General features: G+C 57.8%; 14 protein-coding genes and 1 pseudogene. 7 read left to right on the forward strand and 8 right to left on the reverse strand.

The features are described 5' to 3' along the window. The first annotated feature begins 244 nt into the window (after positions 1 to 244). The 3 genes from G0Q00_RS03430 (at position 245) to G0Q00_RS03440 (ending at position 2,971) form a co-directional block, all read left to right on the forward strand. Entirely contained in the window at positions 245 to 955 is a 711-nt protein-coding gene (locus G0Q00_RS03430; RefSeq protein WP_163036414.1) for a sugar phosphate nucleotidyltransferase, read from the forward strand. Then, complete coding sequence (locus tag G0Q00_RS03435; protein ID WP_163036416.1) at positions 952 to 1,941, forward strand: NAD-dependent epimerase/dehydratase family protein; 990 nt, start codon at positions 952 to 954, stop codon at positions 1,939 to 1,941. The genes G0Q00_RS03430 and G0Q00_RS03435 overlap by 4 nt, the downstream gene beginning before the upstream one ends. Positions 1,942 to 2,014: 73 nt before the next feature. Next, the gene (locus tag G0Q00_RS03440; RefSeq protein ID WP_163036418.1) at positions 2,015 to 2,971 is read left to right on the forward strand and encodes a UDP-glucuronic acid decarboxylase family protein; all 957 of its coding nucleotides are present in this window, start codon (positions 2,015 to 2,017) and stop codon (positions 2,969 to 2,971) included. An 89-nt stretch (positions 2,972 to 3,060) separates the two neighbouring features. Here G0Q00_RS03440 and G0Q00_RS03445 read toward each other — a convergent pair. After that, a pseudogene (locus tag G0Q00_RS03445) lies at positions 3,061 to 4,089 on the reverse strand (IS30 family transposase). 416 nt (positions 4,090 to 4,505) lie between these two features. On the opposite strand from G0Q00_RS03445, the gene G0Q00_RS03450 reads away from it, so the two are divergent. Continuing rightward, positions 4,506 to 5,186, forward strand: coding sequence for a sugar transferase (locus tag G0Q00_RS03450; RefSeq protein ID WP_163036420.1), 681 nt, complete (start codon positions 4,506 to 4,508; stop codon positions 5,184 to 5,186). A 1,102-nt stretch (positions 5,187 to 6,288) separates the two neighbouring features. On the opposite strand, the gene G0Q00_RS03455 is transcribed toward G0Q00_RS03450, so the two are convergent. From G0Q00_RS03455 to G0Q00_RS03470, 4 genes are all read right to left on the reverse strand, one after another. After that, positions 6,289 to 6,705, reverse strand: coding sequence for a hypothetical protein (locus G0Q00_RS03455; RefSeq protein WP_203564888.1), 417 nt, complete (start codon positions 6,703 to 6,705; stop codon positions 6,289 to 6,291). A gap of 331 nt (positions 6,706 to 7,036) precedes the next feature. Next, complete coding sequence (locus tag G0Q00_RS03460) at positions 7,037 to 7,825, reverse strand: ATP-binding cassette domain-containing protein (RefSeq protein WP_163036422.1); 789 nt, start codon at positions 7,823 to 7,825, stop codon at positions 7,037 to 7,039. A 1-nt stretch (position 7,826) separates the two neighbouring features. Further along, the gene (locus G0Q00_RS03465; protein ID WP_163036424.1) at positions 7,827 to 8,948 is read right to left on the reverse strand and encodes an ABC transporter permease; all 1,122 of its coding nucleotides are present in this window, start codon (positions 8,946 to 8,948) and stop codon (positions 7,827 to 7,829) included. Positions 8,949 to 9,021: 73 nt separating this feature from the next. Then, positions 9,022 to 9,972, reverse strand: coding sequence for a sugar ABC transporter substrate-binding protein (locus G0Q00_RS03470; RefSeq protein WP_163036426.1), 951 nt, complete (start codon positions 9,970 to 9,972; stop codon positions 9,022 to 9,024). A gap of 188 nt (positions 9,973 to 10,160) precedes the next feature. On the opposite strand from G0Q00_RS03470, the gene G0Q00_RS03475 reads away from it, so the two are divergent. After that, complete coding sequence (locus G0Q00_RS03475; RefSeq protein ID WP_163036428.1) at positions 10,161 to 11,159, forward strand: LacI family DNA-binding transcriptional regulator; 999 nt, start codon at positions 10,161 to 10,163, stop codon at positions 11,157 to 11,159. Positions 11,160 to 11,161: 2 nt separating this feature from the next. Here the strand turns inward: G0Q00_RS03475 and G0Q00_RS03480 are convergent, their stop codons facing one another. The 3 genes from G0Q00_RS03480 to G0Q00_RS03490 are packed head-to-tail and all read right to left on the reverse strand — an operon-like array spanning position 11,162 to position 14,324. Next, positions 11,162 to 12,295: a Gfo/Idh/MocA family protein gene (locus G0Q00_RS03480; protein WP_163036430.1), complete on the reverse strand. Its 1,134-nt coding sequence runs from the start codon at positions 12,293 to 12,295 to the stop codon at positions 11,162 to 11,164. Between the two features lie 12 nt (positions 12,296 to 12,307). Next, complete coding sequence (locus G0Q00_RS03485; protein WP_163036431.1) at positions 12,308 to 13,201, reverse strand: TIM barrel protein; 894 nt, start codon at positions 13,199 to 13,201, stop codon at positions 12,308 to 12,310. A 19-nt stretch (positions 13,202 to 13,220) separates the two neighbouring features. Beyond that, positions 13,221 to 14,324 (reverse strand): Gfo/Idh/MocA family protein, encoded by a 1,104-nt coding sequence (locus G0Q00_RS03490; protein ID WP_370458528.1) that lies wholly within the window; start codon positions 14,322 to 14,324, stop codon positions 13,221 to 13,223. 122 nt (positions 14,325 to 14,446) lie between these two features. Here G0Q00_RS03490 and iolD point away from each other — a divergent pair, with 122 nt between their 5' ends. Further along, on the forward strand, positions 14,447 to 16,315 hold the full coding sequence (iolD, locus tag G0Q00_RS03495; protein ID WP_163036435.1) for a 3D-(3,5/4)-trihydroxycyclohexane-1,2-dione acylhydrolase (decyclizing): 1,869 nt from the start codon (positions 14,447 to 14,449) through the stop codon (positions 16,313 to 16,315). After that, entirely contained in the window at positions 16,315 to 17,289 is a 975-nt protein-coding gene (iolC, locus tag G0Q00_RS03500; RefSeq protein ID WP_163036437.1) for a 5-dehydro-2-deoxygluconokinase, read from the forward strand. Before iolD ends, iolC begins: the two co-directional genes overlap by 1 nt. Positions 17,290 to 17,301: the final 12 nt, after the last annotated feature.

The raw sequence follows: 17,301 nt of genomic DNA on the forward strand, positions 1-17,301 counted from the left end.
GAATGTAAACATGATTCTTCAAATCAGTACAAGAAAATCGGCCCAGCGATGCGTGCGCGCTGCACAAAAGAGCAGAAACTAGCTTTGGAACCGCCCACGGGCGCTCAAACACGACCGCCGCGCCGTGCGAAACCGTTAATGTGAAACAAGCTCTCGACTCTCGCCATCGTGTCGTGAATATTGGTAGTGATAAAACTGTTAGGTGTTTGACCACAACATATATTTGCTTTTGGAGGCTATTTTTATGCGTACGGTATTGCTCGCCGGCGGGTTTGGCACACGTGCTTATCCCTATACCGCATCACAACCCAAACCGATGATGCCCGTTGCGGGAAAGCCGATCATCCGCCATGTGATGGATATTTATGCACGCCAGGGTTTTACCGACTTCGTATTGTCGGTCGGATATCTCAAGGAAGTCGTCATCGACTATTTCGAAAACCGCGATCTGGGGTACACGGTCGAGATTGTGGACACGGGCGAAGACGCGGACACCGGCGACCGGATCGGACGGTTGAGAGATCTGCTGACAGAGCCGTTCATGGCCACGTATTCAGACGGGGTCTGCGATGTTGACCTCGGCGCGCTCAAGGCGTTTCATGAAGCGCATTCCGGCGATGTCACCCTCACATCCGTACCTCTCAAGTCGCAATACGGTACAGTCGACCTCGACGGCACGGGTTGCGTGCAGGCATTCCACGAAAAACCGATTCTACCACAGCACCGGATCAACGCCGGATATTTCGTCATGAGCCCGTCCGTCTTCGACGACTGGCCCGACGGCAGTCTTGAGCAAACGGTCCTGCCTCATCTGGCCAAGGCGAACCGCGTCTTCGCCTATTCTCACACCGGCTTCTTCAAATCGATGGACACAATGAAAGACCAGCGGGAACTCGACAAACTGATCTCGTCCGGTCAAGCCACCTGGATGCACACCGCAAAGGCGCTCGCATGAGTACGGGCGCACAAGACGGATTCTGGCAAGGCAAAACGGTTCTGGTCACCGGAGCATCGGGATTTCTCGGTTCCTGGACGATCAAGGCGTTGCGCGACAAGGGCGCCGAAACGGTCGGGCTAGTTCGCGATATGCGCCAGAACTTCAACACCCTCGGCGACGCGCTCTCCGAGCCTGAGCAGATCGTCTACGGCTCGCTGTCGGATCCGGATCTGCTGCGCCGGGCCATCGCGGAATACGAAGTGGACACCGTGCTGCATCTCGCGGCCCAGCCGATTGTCGGCGTCGCGCTCAAGGATCCCGTGGGCACGTTCGAGGCAAATATCCGCGGGACCTGGAATCTGCTGGATGCCTGCCGCCAGACCGGCGGGGTCGATCGCATCGTGGTCGCATCTTCAGACAAGGCATATGGGCATCCCGACGTGCTGCCTTACACCGAAGACATGCCACTCAAGGGCAGCCACCCGTACGACGTCTCGAAAAGCTGCACCGATCTGATTTGTCGCACATATTTCGAAACATACGGTCTGCCGGTCTGCATCACGCGTGCCGGGAACTTCTATGGCGGTGGTGACTTGAATTTCTCGCGCATCGTGCCGGGAACGGTGCGCCTCGCGCTGCAGGGCAAGGCGCCCGAGATCCGGTCGGACGGAACGATGATCCGCGACTATATTTATGTACGCGACGTGGCCGATGGCTATTTGGCGATCGCCTCGCAGATGCATCGCGCAGATGTCGCAGGCGAAGCGTTCAATCTGTCCTCGGAGCGTCCCATGAACGTGTTGGACCTTACCCGGGAAATTCTCGCGGCGACCGGTCGCGACGATCTGGAACCGAACATTCTCAACATCGCGAAATCCGAAATCCAGGAACAGACCGTTTCAGGGGCCAAGGCAGAACGTATTCTCGGCTGGCGCCCCAACCACACCCTAGCCGAAGCCTTGTCGGAAACGGTGGATTGGTATCGCGGTTATCTAGGCGCTTAGCGCAGCGTTGCCGTCTGGCGTTGCAGCATAGCTGCGCCGCCCATTTTTCAGCATGAATTCGAAAGCAAATATGATGCCAAGACGTTATGATAGTCGAAAACGGGTTCTTGTAACGGGAGGCGCAGGCTTCATCGGCTCGCATCTCTGCGACCGTTTGCTGGCGCTCGGACATGAGGTTTTGTGCCTCGACAACCTCTTTACCGGATCAAAACGCAACATTGATCACCTGCATGGCAACCCGTTCTTCGAGTTCATACGCCACGACATTACTTTCCCGCTCTATGTGGAAGTGGACGAAATCTACAACCTCGCTTGTCCGGCCTCCCCGTTTCACTATCAATACGACCCGGTTCAAACGACCAAGACCTCCGTCCATGGCGCTATTAATGTGCTCGGGCTCGCCAAACGCCTCCAGTGCCCGATCTTCCAGGCCTCGACGAGCGAAGTGTACGGCGATCCCAGCGTGCATCCCCAAACCGAAGACTACTGGGGGAACGTGAACCCGATCGGGCCGCGGTCTTGCTATGATGAAGGAAAACGCTGCGCGGAGACCCTGTTTTTCGATTATCACCGCCAACATGATCTGGACATCAAGGTGGCCCGGATTTTCAACACCTACGGGCCGCGCATGCATCCTGCCGACGGACGCGTCGTGTCCAACTTCGTCGTTCAGGCGCTCTCTGGTGCGCCCATCACGATCTACGGCGAAGGAAACCAGACACGGTCATTCTGCTACGTGGACGACCTAGTCGAAGGTATCTTGAAGTTCATGGCATCAGGGCCAGATGTGACCGGGCCGATCAACTTCGGCAATCCGCGCGAAATGACGATCCGGGAACTGGCGGAAACAGTGATTGAAATGACTGGCGCAAAATCGGAGCTGATCTTCGAAGACCTGCCGCATGATGACCCAAAGCAACGCCGCCCTGACATCTCGCGGGCCAAGGCACAACTGAACTGGGAGCCTCAGGTCACTCTGGAGCATGGTCTCGAACGTACGGTAGGATATTTTCGGGACCTATTGCCGTAACTGGTCGAGGCTTAACAAAACGTTACAAACCGCCATCTCAATCCACCGTCTGGCTGACGGTGCTGTGAGCGATACCCGAACCGCGACTCCTATTGCCTTCGAGGGTGGGCTGCTTGGCCCATCTCTTCCATCATCTTTTCGCGGAAAAATTCGGCAGGTGTCTTCCACCCGAGGCATTTTCGGGGCGTGTTGTTGAGGCGATCGCAGATCACCCTCATATCGTGATCTGTGTATCGTCGGATGTCGTGCTTGCGCGGGAGCCATCGTCTTAGTCGCCAATTGGTGTTTTCCACTGTCCCTTTCTGCCAAGGGATCGACGGATCGCAAAACCAGGTTTGTGCCCCGATCTCCGCTTGCAGATGCGGCCAGCTGACGAACTCGGTGCCGCGATCGAAGGTGATGGATTTCCGAGCAAGGTGCGGCAGATCGCGGATCGCTTTCATGATTTTTCCCATCACTGGCTTGCTGCGCTTGTTCGGGTTCTTCAGCAGAACTGTGAACCGGCTGACACGCTCGACCAGGGATGTGACATTCGACTGTCCAAGCTTCTGTTTGAACAGTATAAGATCAGCCTCCCAGTGGCCGAACTGGCGGTGGTGCGCGACATCGTCGGGGCGGAACAGGATGCTGACATCGCGGTCAAACTTCGGGGCCTGGCGCTTTCTGACGCTCCGCGGACGACGGGCCTTGCGGTGTTCAGGGAGATACCACCAGAGTTCCTGGTCCATGCCTTCCTTCGAATAGATGTAGCGATATATCGTCTCCTAGCAGACGCGCAGCTTCGCGCCTTCATAGATCATGCGATTACCGATCTGCTCAGGCGTCCAGCCAAGCTTGATCTTCGCCACAACAGTCTTGCACAGCTCAGGATACCGGATCAGTTTGCGCTGCACAGGCCGACGCTTGTTCGTCTGTAACTGAGCCGCATGCCCGAAATAGCCCGCATACTTCTTTGGGAACGTATCATCGGCCCAGAAATTGCGTTTTATCTCGCGAAAGATCGTCGATTTGTGGCGCTTCAAGACCCGCGCCATCTCTCTGACGGGCACTTTTGCATGCCACCAGCTCTCAATCTTGCGGCGTTCTTGCAGTGATAGTTGCGTATAAACGGCTCCCATACCATGACTTCCCATTAGATAACTCATTGTTTTCTAATAGGAGTCGCACTTCAGGGTAGCGCGCTCCGCGCACATTTTTGTCGGCGCATAATTTCCGCAAGAGCCTGCACACCAGTTACTTTCACCCCTCGCGCCCCAAAATGGTTGTTAAGCTTAACAAAACAAAGGTTAAAACGATATTTCGTTTACTTGGCGTTAGGATTGTGTTAACCACGTCTTGTGGGGGTGTCTGATCGGTTGTCTGCCCGGTCGACGCGGGGAACCATGACCGAAAAACAAATACTTGGGAAACGCGTAGGTCATTAACGGCCTGACAAAACGCTACACTCCGTCGGATTACCCTGCACGATATTGAATAATGCGTCGGGACGCTGTCTCGACAACTACCAGTATTAATCTGGAATGGGGATTTTCGTATGAAACGTTTTGCACCCGAGGGCTCCGACCCGTTCGCAATTTCAAGCTTTGATACATCCGATCAGCCGGCGGTCGAACCATCGACACGGTTTGTAAAACGCGCTTTCGATGTATCTGCGGCTATTATCTTGCTCATTCTGTTGTCTCCGGTTCTGCTCGTGATCGCCGTGGCGGTGCGCCTTGATTCACCGGGTCCAATCCTGTTCCGGCAACCGCGCCACGGTCTCGGCGGTCAGACGATCACAGTTTCCAAGTTCCGCACCATGCGGACCGATCAGACGGACCGTTCGGGTGCCAAGCAGGCCACGCAAGGAGATGCCCGGGTGACGAAGGTCGGACAGTTCCTGCGCCGGACCTGCCTGGATGAACTGCCGCAGCTTTGGGATGTGCTCGCGGGTAAGATGTCACTGGTCGGTCCGCGCCCCCACCCGCTCGGTATGGAAGTGGAGGGGGTTCCCTTCACCCAGATCGCACCGGGCAGTCAACTCCGTTTGCGGGTGCGTCCCGGGCTGACAGGCCTTGCACAGGTGTCCGGCAACCGCGGCCCGGTTCACGACTTCGAAATGGCGCGTGCACGTGTGGCCTATGACAATAAATACATCGATCGGTGGAGCTTCTGGCTGGATGTCCGCATCCTGCTGCGCACCGTGACGTTGCCGTTCAAGAAGGGCTGCTACTAGAACCCGGATGCCAGGATGTCGCCCCTGCCGTGGCTGCTGCCAGACAAGTTCGAACTAGCATGGGAATGCTTGGTGACAGGTCTACCAGTACAGTTTAATCTGACAACGTCGTATTTGGTATCCTCTGCTACCCACAATCCGCATCTCCTCAAGAATTTGTTCCCCACAGCGTTGTATAGCGTGGATGGTCATACCAGGTAAGGAACTGAGACCGACTATCAACCTGATCATCGTGCCTACCAGAACCGGCTTCCTCAATCAGGACCTGATTAGCCCTCATGCGATCTGCCTCGAATTCTATTTGTCGCCGCAGGTCCGGAAGTTCGAGTTTTGCCCTGAAGACATCGATCAGCCAGACTGAAGTGCCACGAACTAACCACGTCGTGCAGACCGAGAAATCATTGACCTCCTCTGCCTTACTGGCCGTATCCCAGCTCTGAACCACCTGATCACTCGGCAACCTGACCGGCACTTTATCATAAGTCTGGAACCAATCCCATTTTATCAATCCTCCCCCTATCCCACATCGCAGTCTGGCGGTGCTGAGAGACCAATGCGAACCAGTAGAGATCGCGCTTGCGCCACCGTCAGACGAGATCACAGGTCATGAACTTGTCTGGGCGACGAACGGCGATCGATCTGTCCAGAAACTGGTAGAGGGCATTTCAAACGGGCGAACGCACTCGTCATCACCGGATACCAAGATTTCCTTTCCGCGATGTCGATCACTCTTAGCTTTCGGCCGAGCATTGTATCCGAGTGACCTGCCCCCACTAAAGTGGTCCACCAACTGGGATAAGATAGCCCCGCTTGGAGTTCACCCCGTTTTTGGTCCGGACTTGAGGCGACCTTTCGGGTGTTCTTCAGTTGGGCCGCAAATTCGCTCGGCGTCAAGTTTCCGAGCGAGGAATGTGGCCTTTTTTAAATAAGTCAGATGTTACCAAAAGGTTACCGTTTCTTCGCCAGAGACATAGCTGGACCCGTTATCGCTCAGCAGGAGTGGTTTGTGGGCGACATGAACCTAATCACAGCCGGATGATGTCTTTGACGATCTTCTCGCCTGGGCTCTTCGTTGCCTCTCTCATCGCTCACCCCTCAGTGGTTACGATGAGCCAAACCACTCTCTTAGTAAATTGCCCCGTTTGGACCCATAGGCGCTGACGTCAGACACTTTCAGGTCAGGCACCCCCTTGTGGACCGGCACGGCGTCAATTCTGGCCAACAGCTCTTCGGTGGGGAGTTTGGCCACCTTTTCGACACGCATATAGCGGAAACCACGGGCCTCGGCGAGCTCACGGGCTGTCTCGAAGCGCTGTTCTGCATCGGATGAGTCGCCGGCCAGTTTGGCTTCCCAGCCAGCAACCAACTGCGCGCACACCGGACCTGCTTTTGCTTCAGCTTCGGACATGCTGTCTGTATGCAGGGCCTGCCAGATGAACTTGCGTGGCTCGACCGTTTCATATCGTTTGGGCACCCTTTTATAGAGGGAGAGCTTCTTGCTTCGGGTTTTAATCGCCATTTTCACCTCACTGCTTCACATGCAATGTAACGCAAAATGTATAGCGAGTTGTTTAGAAAATCTGAGGGAAGCCACCCAGTACGAAGGGGTATGATTCGAAAATATTATTCAAGAACAATGCATTGTGAGATTTTATCAAAAAGTAAAATGGCGGAGCTGGCAGACTAATTCAAACTAGTCTCAGCTAAGCCAGTGTCTTCGCTCTTTCTCACGCAGCAAAAGTGGTGCGTGGCATACCCCTCCCAACCAGCGCAGGCAAACATGAAAAGGCGAAGCTTCGCAGCTCCGCCTCTCTTTCTGAATACAGGCCGAATGAAACAGCCATCAAACCTTACACGGTGCCACCCAGGCTACCTTCCAAGGCGACAAGTTCCTGACCGCCTGCCATCAGATCTTGCAACTCTTCCGGCGTAATCTGCCCGCGCTGTGCTGTGCCCAGCGTCTGACCGCGATTAAGCACCGTGAACCGGTCCCCAACTGCAAGCGCATGGCGCACGTTGTGTGTGATAAAGACCACCGCGATCCCTTGCTTACGGACCTTGTCGATCGTCGCCAGAACATTAGCAGTCTGACGCACACCCAAAGCCGAGGTCGGTTCGTCCAAGATCAGCACCTTGGCACCGAAATGCACAGCACGCGCAATGGCAACCGTTTGGCGCTCGCCGCCCGAGAGGGTGCCCACGGCCTGATCTGGTCCACGCAGATTGATGCCCATCTTGCGCATTTCATCCATGGTGACCTGATTGGCATAGTCATGGTCGAAGAAGTTGAGCGGGCCGATCTTCCTTACTGGCTCATTGCCCATGAAGAAATTTCGGCTGACCGACATCAAGGGGATCATGGCAAGGTGCTGGTGCACCGTTGCAATGCCAGCCGTGATCGCATCACGCGGGTCGCCGAAGCTCATCGGTTTGCCTTCGAAGTAGATCTCACCATGGGTGGGCTGATGGACGCCAGACATGGTTTTGATGAAGGTCGACTTCCCGGCACCGTTGTCACCCAACAGGCAGTGACATTCCCCGGGGAAGACCTCGAGCGAAACGCCGGCCAGCGCGATGACGCTGCCAAAATGCTTCTCGATATTCTTCATCTGGATGATTGGAGCTTTTTCCGGATTCATATCAACGCTCCCCCGTAATGATGCGACGAATATAAGTGTTCAGGATCACCGCGCCCAACAGGATCACGCCCATGAACACGCGGAACAGTGATGGTTCGACGTTCAGGAAGAACAAGCCCTGCTGCACGACACCGAAGATCAGCGCACCTAGGGCCGCCCCCAGTACCGATCCATAACCGCCGGTCAAAAGCGCGCCGCCGATAACCACAGCGATGATGGCCTCGAACTCTTTCAACAAGCCACGGTCTGCCGCGGCCGAACCGAATTCCATCACCTGACAGGTCGCGAAGACCGTCGCGCAGAACGCAGTGAACATGAACATCAGGATCTTGACCTTGTTCACCGGCACACCCGAGTTGCGAGCCGCCTCGGCGTCACCACCACTGGCGTAGATCCAGTTGCCGAACTTGGTCTTGGTCAGCAGCACATGACCAAAGATGATCAGCCCGATAGCCCAAACAATCAGCATCGGAATACCGTCGACCACTGGTTGCCCTTCGCGGGTTCCGCGCGTGAATGTAGCAATCAGCCCCGCGTCGCCCAACCACTGGAACACACCCGTCAGGATTTTGCCGCCAAACAGGAAGGCCAACCAATCGCCTTCAGCCACGTCCTTGATGCCGCCGATGATGGTCTTGCGCTCGATCACCTGCGGCAGGAAGATCGCAAAACCACGCAGAATAAACCAAAACGCAAGGGTCACGATAAAGCTGGGCAGGCCTGTGCGGATCACGATGAACCCATTCAGCGCGCCGATGGACACAGCCAAAGCAAAGGTCGTCAGAATTGCCAGCCAGACCGGCCATCCCAGCGTGACGCTGAAGATCGCGATCATCATGCCGGTAAATCCGATCATCGAGCCGACGGACAAGTCGAACTCGCCCGAGATCATCAACAGGCAGGCGCCGACGGCAATGATCATGAATTGTGCCGAGACGATCGACCAGTTCATCATGCCCTGAGAGTTGAACATGCCACTGTCGAAGGCAAACAGCAGGAAGAACGTGAAGACGGCGACGGTGCCGACCATGCCGCCCAGCTCGGGGCGGATCAGGGCTTCGCGGAAACGGGAGCGGGATTTGACCCGTTCATCAACCGCTGTTTCGGTGGGTGCATTGGACATGGTAAGCCTCTGTGTCCTTATTCAGGATGGAATAAGGGCGGCCAAACTGCTCCGGCCGCCCTTTGGGAGAATATCAGCGGTATTCGCCTGCAAACATCTCGATCTTCTCAAGACCGTCAGCGGTTACGAAACCGGGGCCCGAGTTGATGTTGTTGCCAGGCAGAACACCATAGCGATGGTAGTTAGTCATCACGACAACGGGAAGGTAGGCCTGCAGGAAGGGCTGCTGGTCGATGCCCCACTGGATCACGCCGGCCTTAATGCCTTTGACGATCTCGCCGCCTAGGTCGAAGGTACCGAAATAGATGTCACCAGCCATGCCGTTCTCTTCCAGCGCAAGGATGGTCGGATCGGCACTCGTCGGCCCAAGTGTCAGAACGGCGTCCGTGTCCGGGTTGGCCGACAGATAAGCCAGCACACGGTTTTTGATCTCGGCCGGGTCTTGGCCCGCATCGATCATCTGGGTGCCAAGTTCGACTCCCAGACCGTCAGCAAAGCCTTGGCAACGCTCTTGCGAGGAGGGCTGCACGATATAGTGGTTTACACACAGGAAGCTGCCGACACCGTCGCCCTTGGCGCGCAGACCGGCTGCATAACCAGCGTCATATTCCGGCTGCCCCACATACATCAGGGCGCCAACTTCGCGGGCCTGATCGGGGGAGCCCGTGTTCATGATGATCACATCAACACCGCTGTCCACGGCCGATTTGATTGGGCCAGAGAGGACGTCATAATCCGCCAGCGTGGTGATGATGCCGTTGGGGCCGGAAGCAGTTGCCTGTTCGATGATACGGGCCATGTCGGCCAGATCGCCCGACGGCGGGTTGCGGTATTCAACGTCCACACCCATCTGTTCGCCAGCGAGTGCGATGCCGTTCTTGATGGTGTTCCACCAGCTATCGCTGTCCGGTGCGTGGCTCACAAGGATGTATTTCTCACCCTCGGCCGAGGCAGTGGTCGCCGCCATCAAGGGCGTCGCAGCCACGGCTGCTGCAAGCGCGAGTTTCTTCGTAAGTGAAGTCATGATTTCCTCCCAAAAATTCACCTTGTTTACGGTGCGAGCGCGGTCCTCCCCGCCTCTCCGACTCGAATTAAGCACATTCGACTTCTTTTTGCAACCGGTTGCAAAATGTTGAGGTCCATTTCATACTGCAGAGACCACAGAAACCCGTTAAAAAGATCACAGAGGCAAGTTAAGAAGGCAAACAAAGCATGGCCGTTACGTTGAAAGAGGTTGCAGAACGCGCAGGCGTATCCCGCTCTGCCGTATCTCGCACCTTTACCGATGGCGCCTCAGTATCCGACAAGATGCGTCGCAAGGTCGAAAAGGCCGCGCGTGACCTCGGGTACAGCCCGAATGCCTTGGCTTCTTCCCTGACCACGGGACGTACAAAGCTGATCGGTCTTGTATCGAACAACTTTCACAACCCGATCTTCCTTGAAGTGTTTGACCTGTTCACACGCGGCCTGCAGGATCGTGGCTTGCGCCCCCTTCTGGTTAACCTGACCGACGAAACGGACCCCGAGAACTCGGTACGGATGTTGCGTCAGTATTCCGTTGATGGCGTGGTCGTCGCGTCGTCCACATTGCCTCCGGGCTTTGCCAAGGCCTTCCGCGACGCAGGTGTACCGGTTGTCCACAGCTTCGGTCGTTCCTCATCCGCCCCGCAGGTTCATGTGGTTGGAATCGACAACGTGGAATGCGGACGCATGGCCGCACAGGCGCTGATCGCGCGCGGCTATACCCATGTGGCCTTCATGGGCGGACCCGAGGACGCTACCTCGACCCAAGACCGTTTTGCCGGCTTCAAGTCAGAGATAATCAAGCACCCGGACATCCAGGCCAGTCATTCTTTCGCCGAGGCTTACTCGTTCGAAGCCGGGCGGAAAGAGATGCTAAGGCTGATCGACGCCAATCCCGCGCAAGCCTATTTTTGCGGCGATGACGTGCTGTCGATCGGCGCCCTATCTGCTATCGAAGACAGCAATCTGCGCGTCCCCGAGGACATCGGCATCATCGGCCTGAACGATATGGAAATGGCGCGCTGGGAAAACATCGACCTGACCACGATCCACCAGCCCATCCGGCAGATCGTAACCTCGTCGATCGAACTGATGGTTGCCATGCTGGATGAACCGGATCGCTATCCCGAAGCACGGATATTCCCCTGCTCGATCGTCGAGCGGGGCACGTTGCGCCCCGCCCCGTAAACTTATCGGAACATCGGCGGACGCGCGTCCATCCAGGTGCCGCCACCCTTGGCAGACGCCACTGCCGTGTGAACCGCCGCCATCGACCGCACACCGTCCGCCGCATTAGGCAACCCGTCGCGATCCGCACCGGAAATGGCATCGGCCAGATCACAATAGATATTGGCAACGGCCAGCGGAAAGCCCTCGGGATGGGCGATCGCCACCCGGCTCAGGCGCTGTGCGTCCTCATGCAGACCGCCCTCGCCCTTCTCGATGATCTGGGTGCGCCCGCCGACCGGAGTATAGACCAACTGGTTGGGTTGCTCGGACGCCCAGCGAAGGCCGCCGGTCTCGCCAAACACCTGAATGTCGAACCCGTGCTGGCGACCGATGGCTACGGAAGACGTCCAAAGCCGCCCGACCGTGCCGCCTTCCATGCGGAAATTGACCATCGCATCATCTTCAAGAACACGTGACGGAATGGTCGAGGCAAAGTCCGCCGAGAGGCGTTGTACCTCGTCGTCACAAATGAAGCTCGCCATGTGCAGGGCATGGATGCCGCAATCGGCAAATTGCCCGGAAACCCCAGCCATTTCAGGATCATAGCGCCAACGCACACGTGGATTATCCGCGTCTGTCGCGTCGCCGTGATGCCCATGGCTGAAGCTGGTGACGACCAAACGGATCTTGCCAATCTCGCCCGCACGCACCATCGCACGCGCCTGCCGCACCATCGGGTAAGCCGAATAGCAGTAGTTCACCGCACAGATCTTCCCCGACTTCTCGGCGATCTTAACGATTTCCTCACCTTCCTCGACCGTCATGGTCATCGGCTTTTCGCACAGCACGTTGAAGCCAGCTTCCAGAAAGTTCTTGGTGATCTCGAAATGCGTGGCGTTGGGCGTGGCGACTGTGACCAGATCGATTTTGTCGTCGCGCCCCCTTTCGCCTGCCAGCATCTCTTCCCAATCGCCATATGCACGGTCCGCCGCGATGCCCAGACGCTGCGCATAGTCGCGCCCCACATCGGGACGGTGATCCAAGGCACCAGCTGTGAATTCAAAGCGTCCATCTGCAAGCGCGCCAAGGCGGTGCGCTGGACCAATCTGGCTGCCTTCACCGCCACCGATCATGCCCCATTTCAATTTCGCCATGATGGTCCCTCCTTACTTAAAACCGATGGATTCCAGATATTCGCGGTTCTTGCGGGCATCGCCCACCGGATCCGGATCAAGCGTTGGGTCACAGTCTTGCTCGACCGTGCACCAGCCTTCGAAACCGGCATCCAACAGCACCTGACGCACAGCAGGGAAGTCCACGTCGCCTTCACCCAGATTGCAGAAGATCCCCTGCCCACAGGCGTCATAAAATCCGGTACGCTTCTCGATCACATCGGCTTTCACTTTCGGGTCGATGTCCTTGAAATGCATATAGGAAATCCGTCCGACATGGCGCTTCATGAAGGCCACAGGGTCGAACCCGGCATAGGAGTGGTGGCCGGTGTCAAAGCAGATCTTCAGAAGGTTTTCGTCGACCTCATCCAGCAGACGCTCAAGCTCAGGCTCGAAATCCATGAAGCCGGCAGCGTGGGCATGGATGCCTACGATCAGGCCATATTCCTCGGCCCCGATCCGAGCGCTTTCGGCGATCCGGTCGCGATAGGCCACCCACTCGGCCTTGTCCATCTGCTCGGCTTCGGCGGCCCGACCAGCGGTCGGCGCGCGACGGGGCGAGATTGAATCGATCAGTACAAGATGCCGTGCGCCATGTGCCTTCAACGCCCGCGCCGTGCGGTGTGTGGCGTCCAAAACGTCGTCCCATGCGTTTGGGTCATGATAAGCGCGGAACACAACGCCGCCGATCAGCTCCAGATCGTGCTCGGCCAATGCCTCACCCAGCTCGGCCGGGTCTTCGGGCATGAACCCCACAGGGCCCAATTCGATGCCCTTATAGCCCGCCTCGGCGCAGTCCTTCAGGACAGATCGCCAGGTCGGGTTGCGCGGATCATCCGCAAACTCAACACCCCAGGAACAGGGCGCGTTGCCAATTCTGATACTCATCTTTTCGTGTCTCCGATGCTCAGAAGTCTTTGATATCTTTCCAGGATTGACTGTCGGACGATGCAAGCCCCGCCGCAATCACCCGGTTTACTTCATGCCCGTCGCGGAAAGTGGGCCACACATCCGCGCCGGTTTCGATGGTACGCAGAAAGTCGCGTGCCTCGATAATGATCTGGTCCTGATATCCGGTGCCGTGCCCCGGTCCCTGACAGAACGGTGCATAGTCAGGATGGGCGGGACCGGTCAGGATTTTGCGAAAGCCGCGCTGGGGTTCGGGATCGCCCATCCGGTACAGCCACAGCGCATTCTGATCTTCCTGATCAAAGCGGATCGCGCCTTTGGTGCCGGTGATTTCATAAGCATAGCCCATCTTGCGCCCGGTCGCGATGCGGCTGAAATACATCTGCCCCATCGCGCCATTTTCAAAGCGGCACATCATCTGAGCGTGATCGTCATTGGTAACGCGCCCGCCCGGCCTGTCAGTGTGAACGGTTTCAACCTCGGCCATGACACGCGCAATCGGCCCCAACAGGGCGAGCGCCGCGTTCACCATATGGGGTGCAAGATCCCCCATTGTCCCGTTTGCCATACCGCTGGTGCGCCAGCTGGCCGGGGCGTGGGGGTCTGCATAGAAGTCTTCTGTGTGTTCGCCGCGAAACCACGTGATCTCGCCGATCTCGCCTGCGGCGATCAAGGCGCGCGCATATTGGCTGGCTGGGGTACGGATATAGTTGAACCCTACCATATTCGTCACGCCCGAGGCTTCGGCCGCGGCGACCATGGCCGCACTGTCCTCGAGCGATGCCCCCAAGGGTTTTTCGCAGAAAACTGGCTTACCCAAAGCGAAGGCGGCCTCAGCGATCTGCCGGTGGGTTTCCTGTGGGGTCGCAATGACGATCGCGTCCACGGCGTCATCCTCGACCAAGGCGCGCCAATTGTCGGTTGCACGTGCGAATCCATAGGCTTGGCGATAGCGCTCAGCGCTTTCCGAGGATGAGGCACAGACCATCTCCAAGCGCGGGCGTAACGTGGTTCCAAACACCGCGCCGACGGCGGACATGGCCACCGCATGGGCCTTGCCCATATAGCCGCCACCAAGGATGCCAATGCCGATCTGAGTCACGTGGATGCCCCTTTCATTTGAAAACAATTTGCAACCGGTTGCAAAAACTGTATCCTGAGAATCGAAACCCCGCAAGCCGCATTCGGCACCGCACTGATTTTTCCCGTGGGAGATACGCTGACATGTCTGCGCAAGACGACACCATCCGCCTGACAACCGCTCAGGCGATCATTCGCTGGCTTTCCAACCAGTTCATCGAAATCGACGGAGAAGAAATGCGCCTGTGTGGCGGCGGCTTCGGCATCTTTGGACATGGCAATGTGACCTGTCTGGGCGAGGCCCTGAATACCGTGCATGACGAGCTGCCGCTGTATCGCGGACAGAACGAGCAAAGCATGGGATTCGCCGCCGCAGGCTATGCCAAGGCATGGCTACGTCAGCGCTTTATGTTCTGCGCGGCAAGTGCTGGCCCCGGCACCGCGAACCTTCTTACGGCCGCCGGTTTGGCCCATGCCAACCGCCTGCCCATGCTGCTTCTATGTGGCGACACGTTCCTGACCCGCCTGCCCGACCCCGTATTGCAGCAGATGGAAAACTTCTATGATCCGACCTTCGGCGTGAACGACGCGTTCAAACCTGTCAGCCGATATTGGGATCGCATCAGCCACCCCGCACAGGTGATCCAGTCTCTGCCCGCTGCGATTGCGACCCTGCTGGACCCTGCCGATTGCGGTCCGGCCTTCCTCGGCCTTCCGCAAGATGTGCAGGGCTGGACCTATGACTATCCAGTCAAGTTCTTCGACAAGAAAGTGCATCGCATTCGTCGCCAATCTCCGGATGAAGCCGAGATCGCCGACGCGGTCGCAGCCCTCTCCGGCGCTGAACGCCCCATGATCATCGCAGGTGGCGGGGTTCAGTACTCGCGCGCGGTTGACGAGCTGACTGCCTTCGCCGAAGCCCACAACATTCCCGTGGTCGAGACCATCGCCGGGCGCGCTAACATGCTGGCAGAGCACCCACTAAACATCGGCCCCATCGGCGTCACCGGATCGGACAGCGCCAACGCGATAGCCGAGAAAGCAGACGTGATCGTCGCCGTTGGCACCCGCCTGCAGGACTTTACCACCGGGTCTTGGACCGCCTTTGACAAGGACGCGCAGTTCATCTCGATCAACGCGGCGCGGCATGACGCGGGCAAGCATATGTCGCTCCCGGTCGTGGGGGACGCCAAGCAGAGCCTTGCGACCCTGAATGCGGCAAGTGACTATAAAGCCCCTGCAGACTGGGTGGCATTCGCACAGGCGGAGCGGAAAAGCTGGGACAATTACGTTGCCAAGAACGTCTCGTATGGCAACCGTCCGAACTCCTACGCGCAGGCCATCGGTGTTGTGAACGCGTTGTGTGACAAGCGTGACCGCGTGATTGCCGCTGCCGGAGGTCTTCCCGCAGAAGTCACGGCCAACTGGCGAACATTGGACATCGGAACCGTCGATGTCGAATTCGGATTCTCCTGCATGGGCTACGAGATCGCAGGCGCTTGGGGTGCCCGCATCGCGCAGGCCCAGATGGAGCCCGATCAGGACGTGATCACCTTCTGCGGCGACGGCTCGTACATGATGCTGAACTCGGACATCTACTCCAGCGTCCTGTCGGACAAGAAGATGATCGTCATGGTGCTGGACAATGGCGGCTTCGCGGTCATCAACAAGCTTCAGAACAACACCGGGAATGAAAGCTTCAACAACCTGCTGGAAGACTGCCCGACGATCCCGCAACCCTTCGGCGTCGACTTCGTGGCGCATGCGTCTTCGATGGGGGCAACGGCCGAGAAGGTCTCGAACCCTGCCGAGCTTGGCGAGGCGTTCAAACGTGCAAAGGCGTCGGACAAAACCTATGTGATCGTGATGGATGTGGATCCCTATGAGGGCTGGACCACCGAAGGCCACGCCTGGTGGGAGGTCGGCACCCCGCACATCACCGAAGATGACAGCGTGCGCGCCGCGCATATCGACTGGGAAGCCTCCCGCACTAAACAGCGTCGAGGCGTATGATGGCGTTGATCGAAGGTATCAAGGGCAGTCGCTTTGCCGTTTTCGGGCGTGCGGGCATGGATATGTTCGCCGACCCGATTGGCACCAAAAGCGAAGACGCGACCACGTTCCGCGCCGATCTGGGCGGTTCGTCGGCCAATATCTGCGCGGGACTGGTGAAACTTGGGGCGGAAGCGGCCTTGGTGACGTCGGTCTCGGATGACGCGGTCGGGCGCTTCTGTGTGAACCGTCTGAAAGACTACGGTGTCGAAACGCGTTATGTCCGGGCGGTCGGTGGCGAGGCCCGCACATCGCTCGCAGTCTATGAAAGCTGCATCGAGGATTTCCAGAACGTCATCTATCGCAATGGCGCTGCCGACTTCCAAGTCACCGAAGCGGATATGGATGCGGTCGATTACTCGGCCTTCACCGCGCTGATCACAGCAGGCACAGTTTTTGCCGCGGAACCGTCACGCTCGGCCACTTTCCGGGCCTTCGACAAGGCCCGGAAAGCCGGACTGCCGGTGATCTTCGACATCGATTACCGCCCCTATAGCTGGCCCTCGCCAGAAGTGGCCGCCGATATTCTGTCACGCGCGGGCGAAGCCAGTGACCTGATCGTCGGCAATGACGAGGAATTCGGGTTCATGGCGGGCGGTATCGACAAAGGGCTCGACAAGGCGCGCGCCCTCGCCGCCGAGGGGCGCATGGTGGTCTACAAGATGGGGCACGAAGGCGCGATTACCTTGGTCGATGGGGAAGAAATCCGCACCGGAATTTATCCTGTCACCGCCGTCAAACCCAATGGCGCGGGCGACAGCTTCATGGCGGGGCTGCTGGCCTCGATCGCCGCGGGCCACAGCCTGCGCGACGCCGTGCTGCGCGGCTCGGCCTGCGCATCCATCGTCGTCTCGAAACCCGGCTGCGCCAATGCCATGCCTACAACTGCCGAGCTTGAGGCCTTCTTGGCCTCGCACCCCGGCCCAACGGAATGAAAGGAGAGCCCA

The organism is Aliiroseovarius sp. PrR006 (assembly GCF_010500215.1).
In the GTDB taxonomy this organism is placed as follows: Bacteria; Pseudomonadota; Alphaproteobacteria; order Rhodobacterales; family Rhodobacteraceae; genus Aliiroseovarius.

What these genes read in the sequence shown, in the direction of transcription:
- G0Q00_RS03455 (WP_203564888.1), bottom strand. Translation starts at nt 6,705, where the DNA reads ATGGCGATTAAAACCCGAAGCAAGAAGCTCTCCCTCTATAAAAGGGTG.
- G0Q00_RS03435 (WP_163036416.1), top strand. Translation starts at nt 952, where the DNA reads ATGAGTACGGGCGCACAAGACGGATTCTGGCAAGGCAAAACGGTTCTG.
- G0Q00_RS03430 (WP_163036414.1), top strand. Translation starts at nt 245, where the DNA reads ATGCGTACGGTATTGCTCGCCGGCGGGTTTGGCACACGTGCTTATCCC.
- iolD (WP_163036435.1), top strand. Translation starts at nt 14,447, where the DNA reads ATGTCTGCGCAAGACGACACCATCCGCCTGACAACCGCTCAGGCGATC.
- G0Q00_RS03465 (WP_163036424.1), bottom strand. Translation starts at nt 8,948, where the DNA reads ATGTCCAATGCACCCACCGAAACAGCGGTTGATGAACGGGTCAAATCC.
- G0Q00_RS03485 (WP_163036431.1), bottom strand. Translation starts at nt 13,201, where the DNA reads ATGAGTATCAGAATTGGCAACGCGCCCTGTTCCTGGGGTGTTGAGTTT.
- G0Q00_RS03470 (WP_163036426.1), bottom strand. Translation starts at nt 9,972, where the DNA reads ATGACTTCACTTACGAAGAAACTCGCGCTTGCAGCAGCCGTGGCTGCG.
- iolC (WP_163036437.1), top strand. Translation starts at nt 16,315, where the DNA reads ATGGCGTTGATCGAAGGTATCAAGGGCAGTCGCTTTGCCGTTTTCGGG.
- G0Q00_RS03475 (WP_163036428.1), top strand. Translation starts at nt 10,161, where the DNA reads ATGGCCGTTACGTTGAAAGAGGTTGCAGAACGCGCAGGCGTATCCCGC.
- G0Q00_RS03460 (WP_163036422.1), bottom strand. Translation starts at nt 7,825, where the DNA reads ATGAATCCGGAAAAAGCTCCAATCATCCAGATGAAGAATATCGAGAAG.
- G0Q00_RS03440 (WP_163036418.1), top strand. Translation starts at nt 2,015, where the DNA reads ATGCCAAGACGTTATGATAGTCGAAAACGGGTTCTTGTAACGGGAGGC.
- G0Q00_RS03450 (WP_163036420.1), top strand. Translation starts at nt 4,506, where the DNA reads ATGAAACGTTTTGCACCCGAGGGCTCCGACCCGTTCGCAATTTCAAGC.
- G0Q00_RS03480 (WP_163036430.1), bottom strand. Translation starts at nt 12,295, where the DNA reads ATGGCGAAATTGAAATGGGGCATGATCGGTGGCGGTGAAGGCAGCCAG.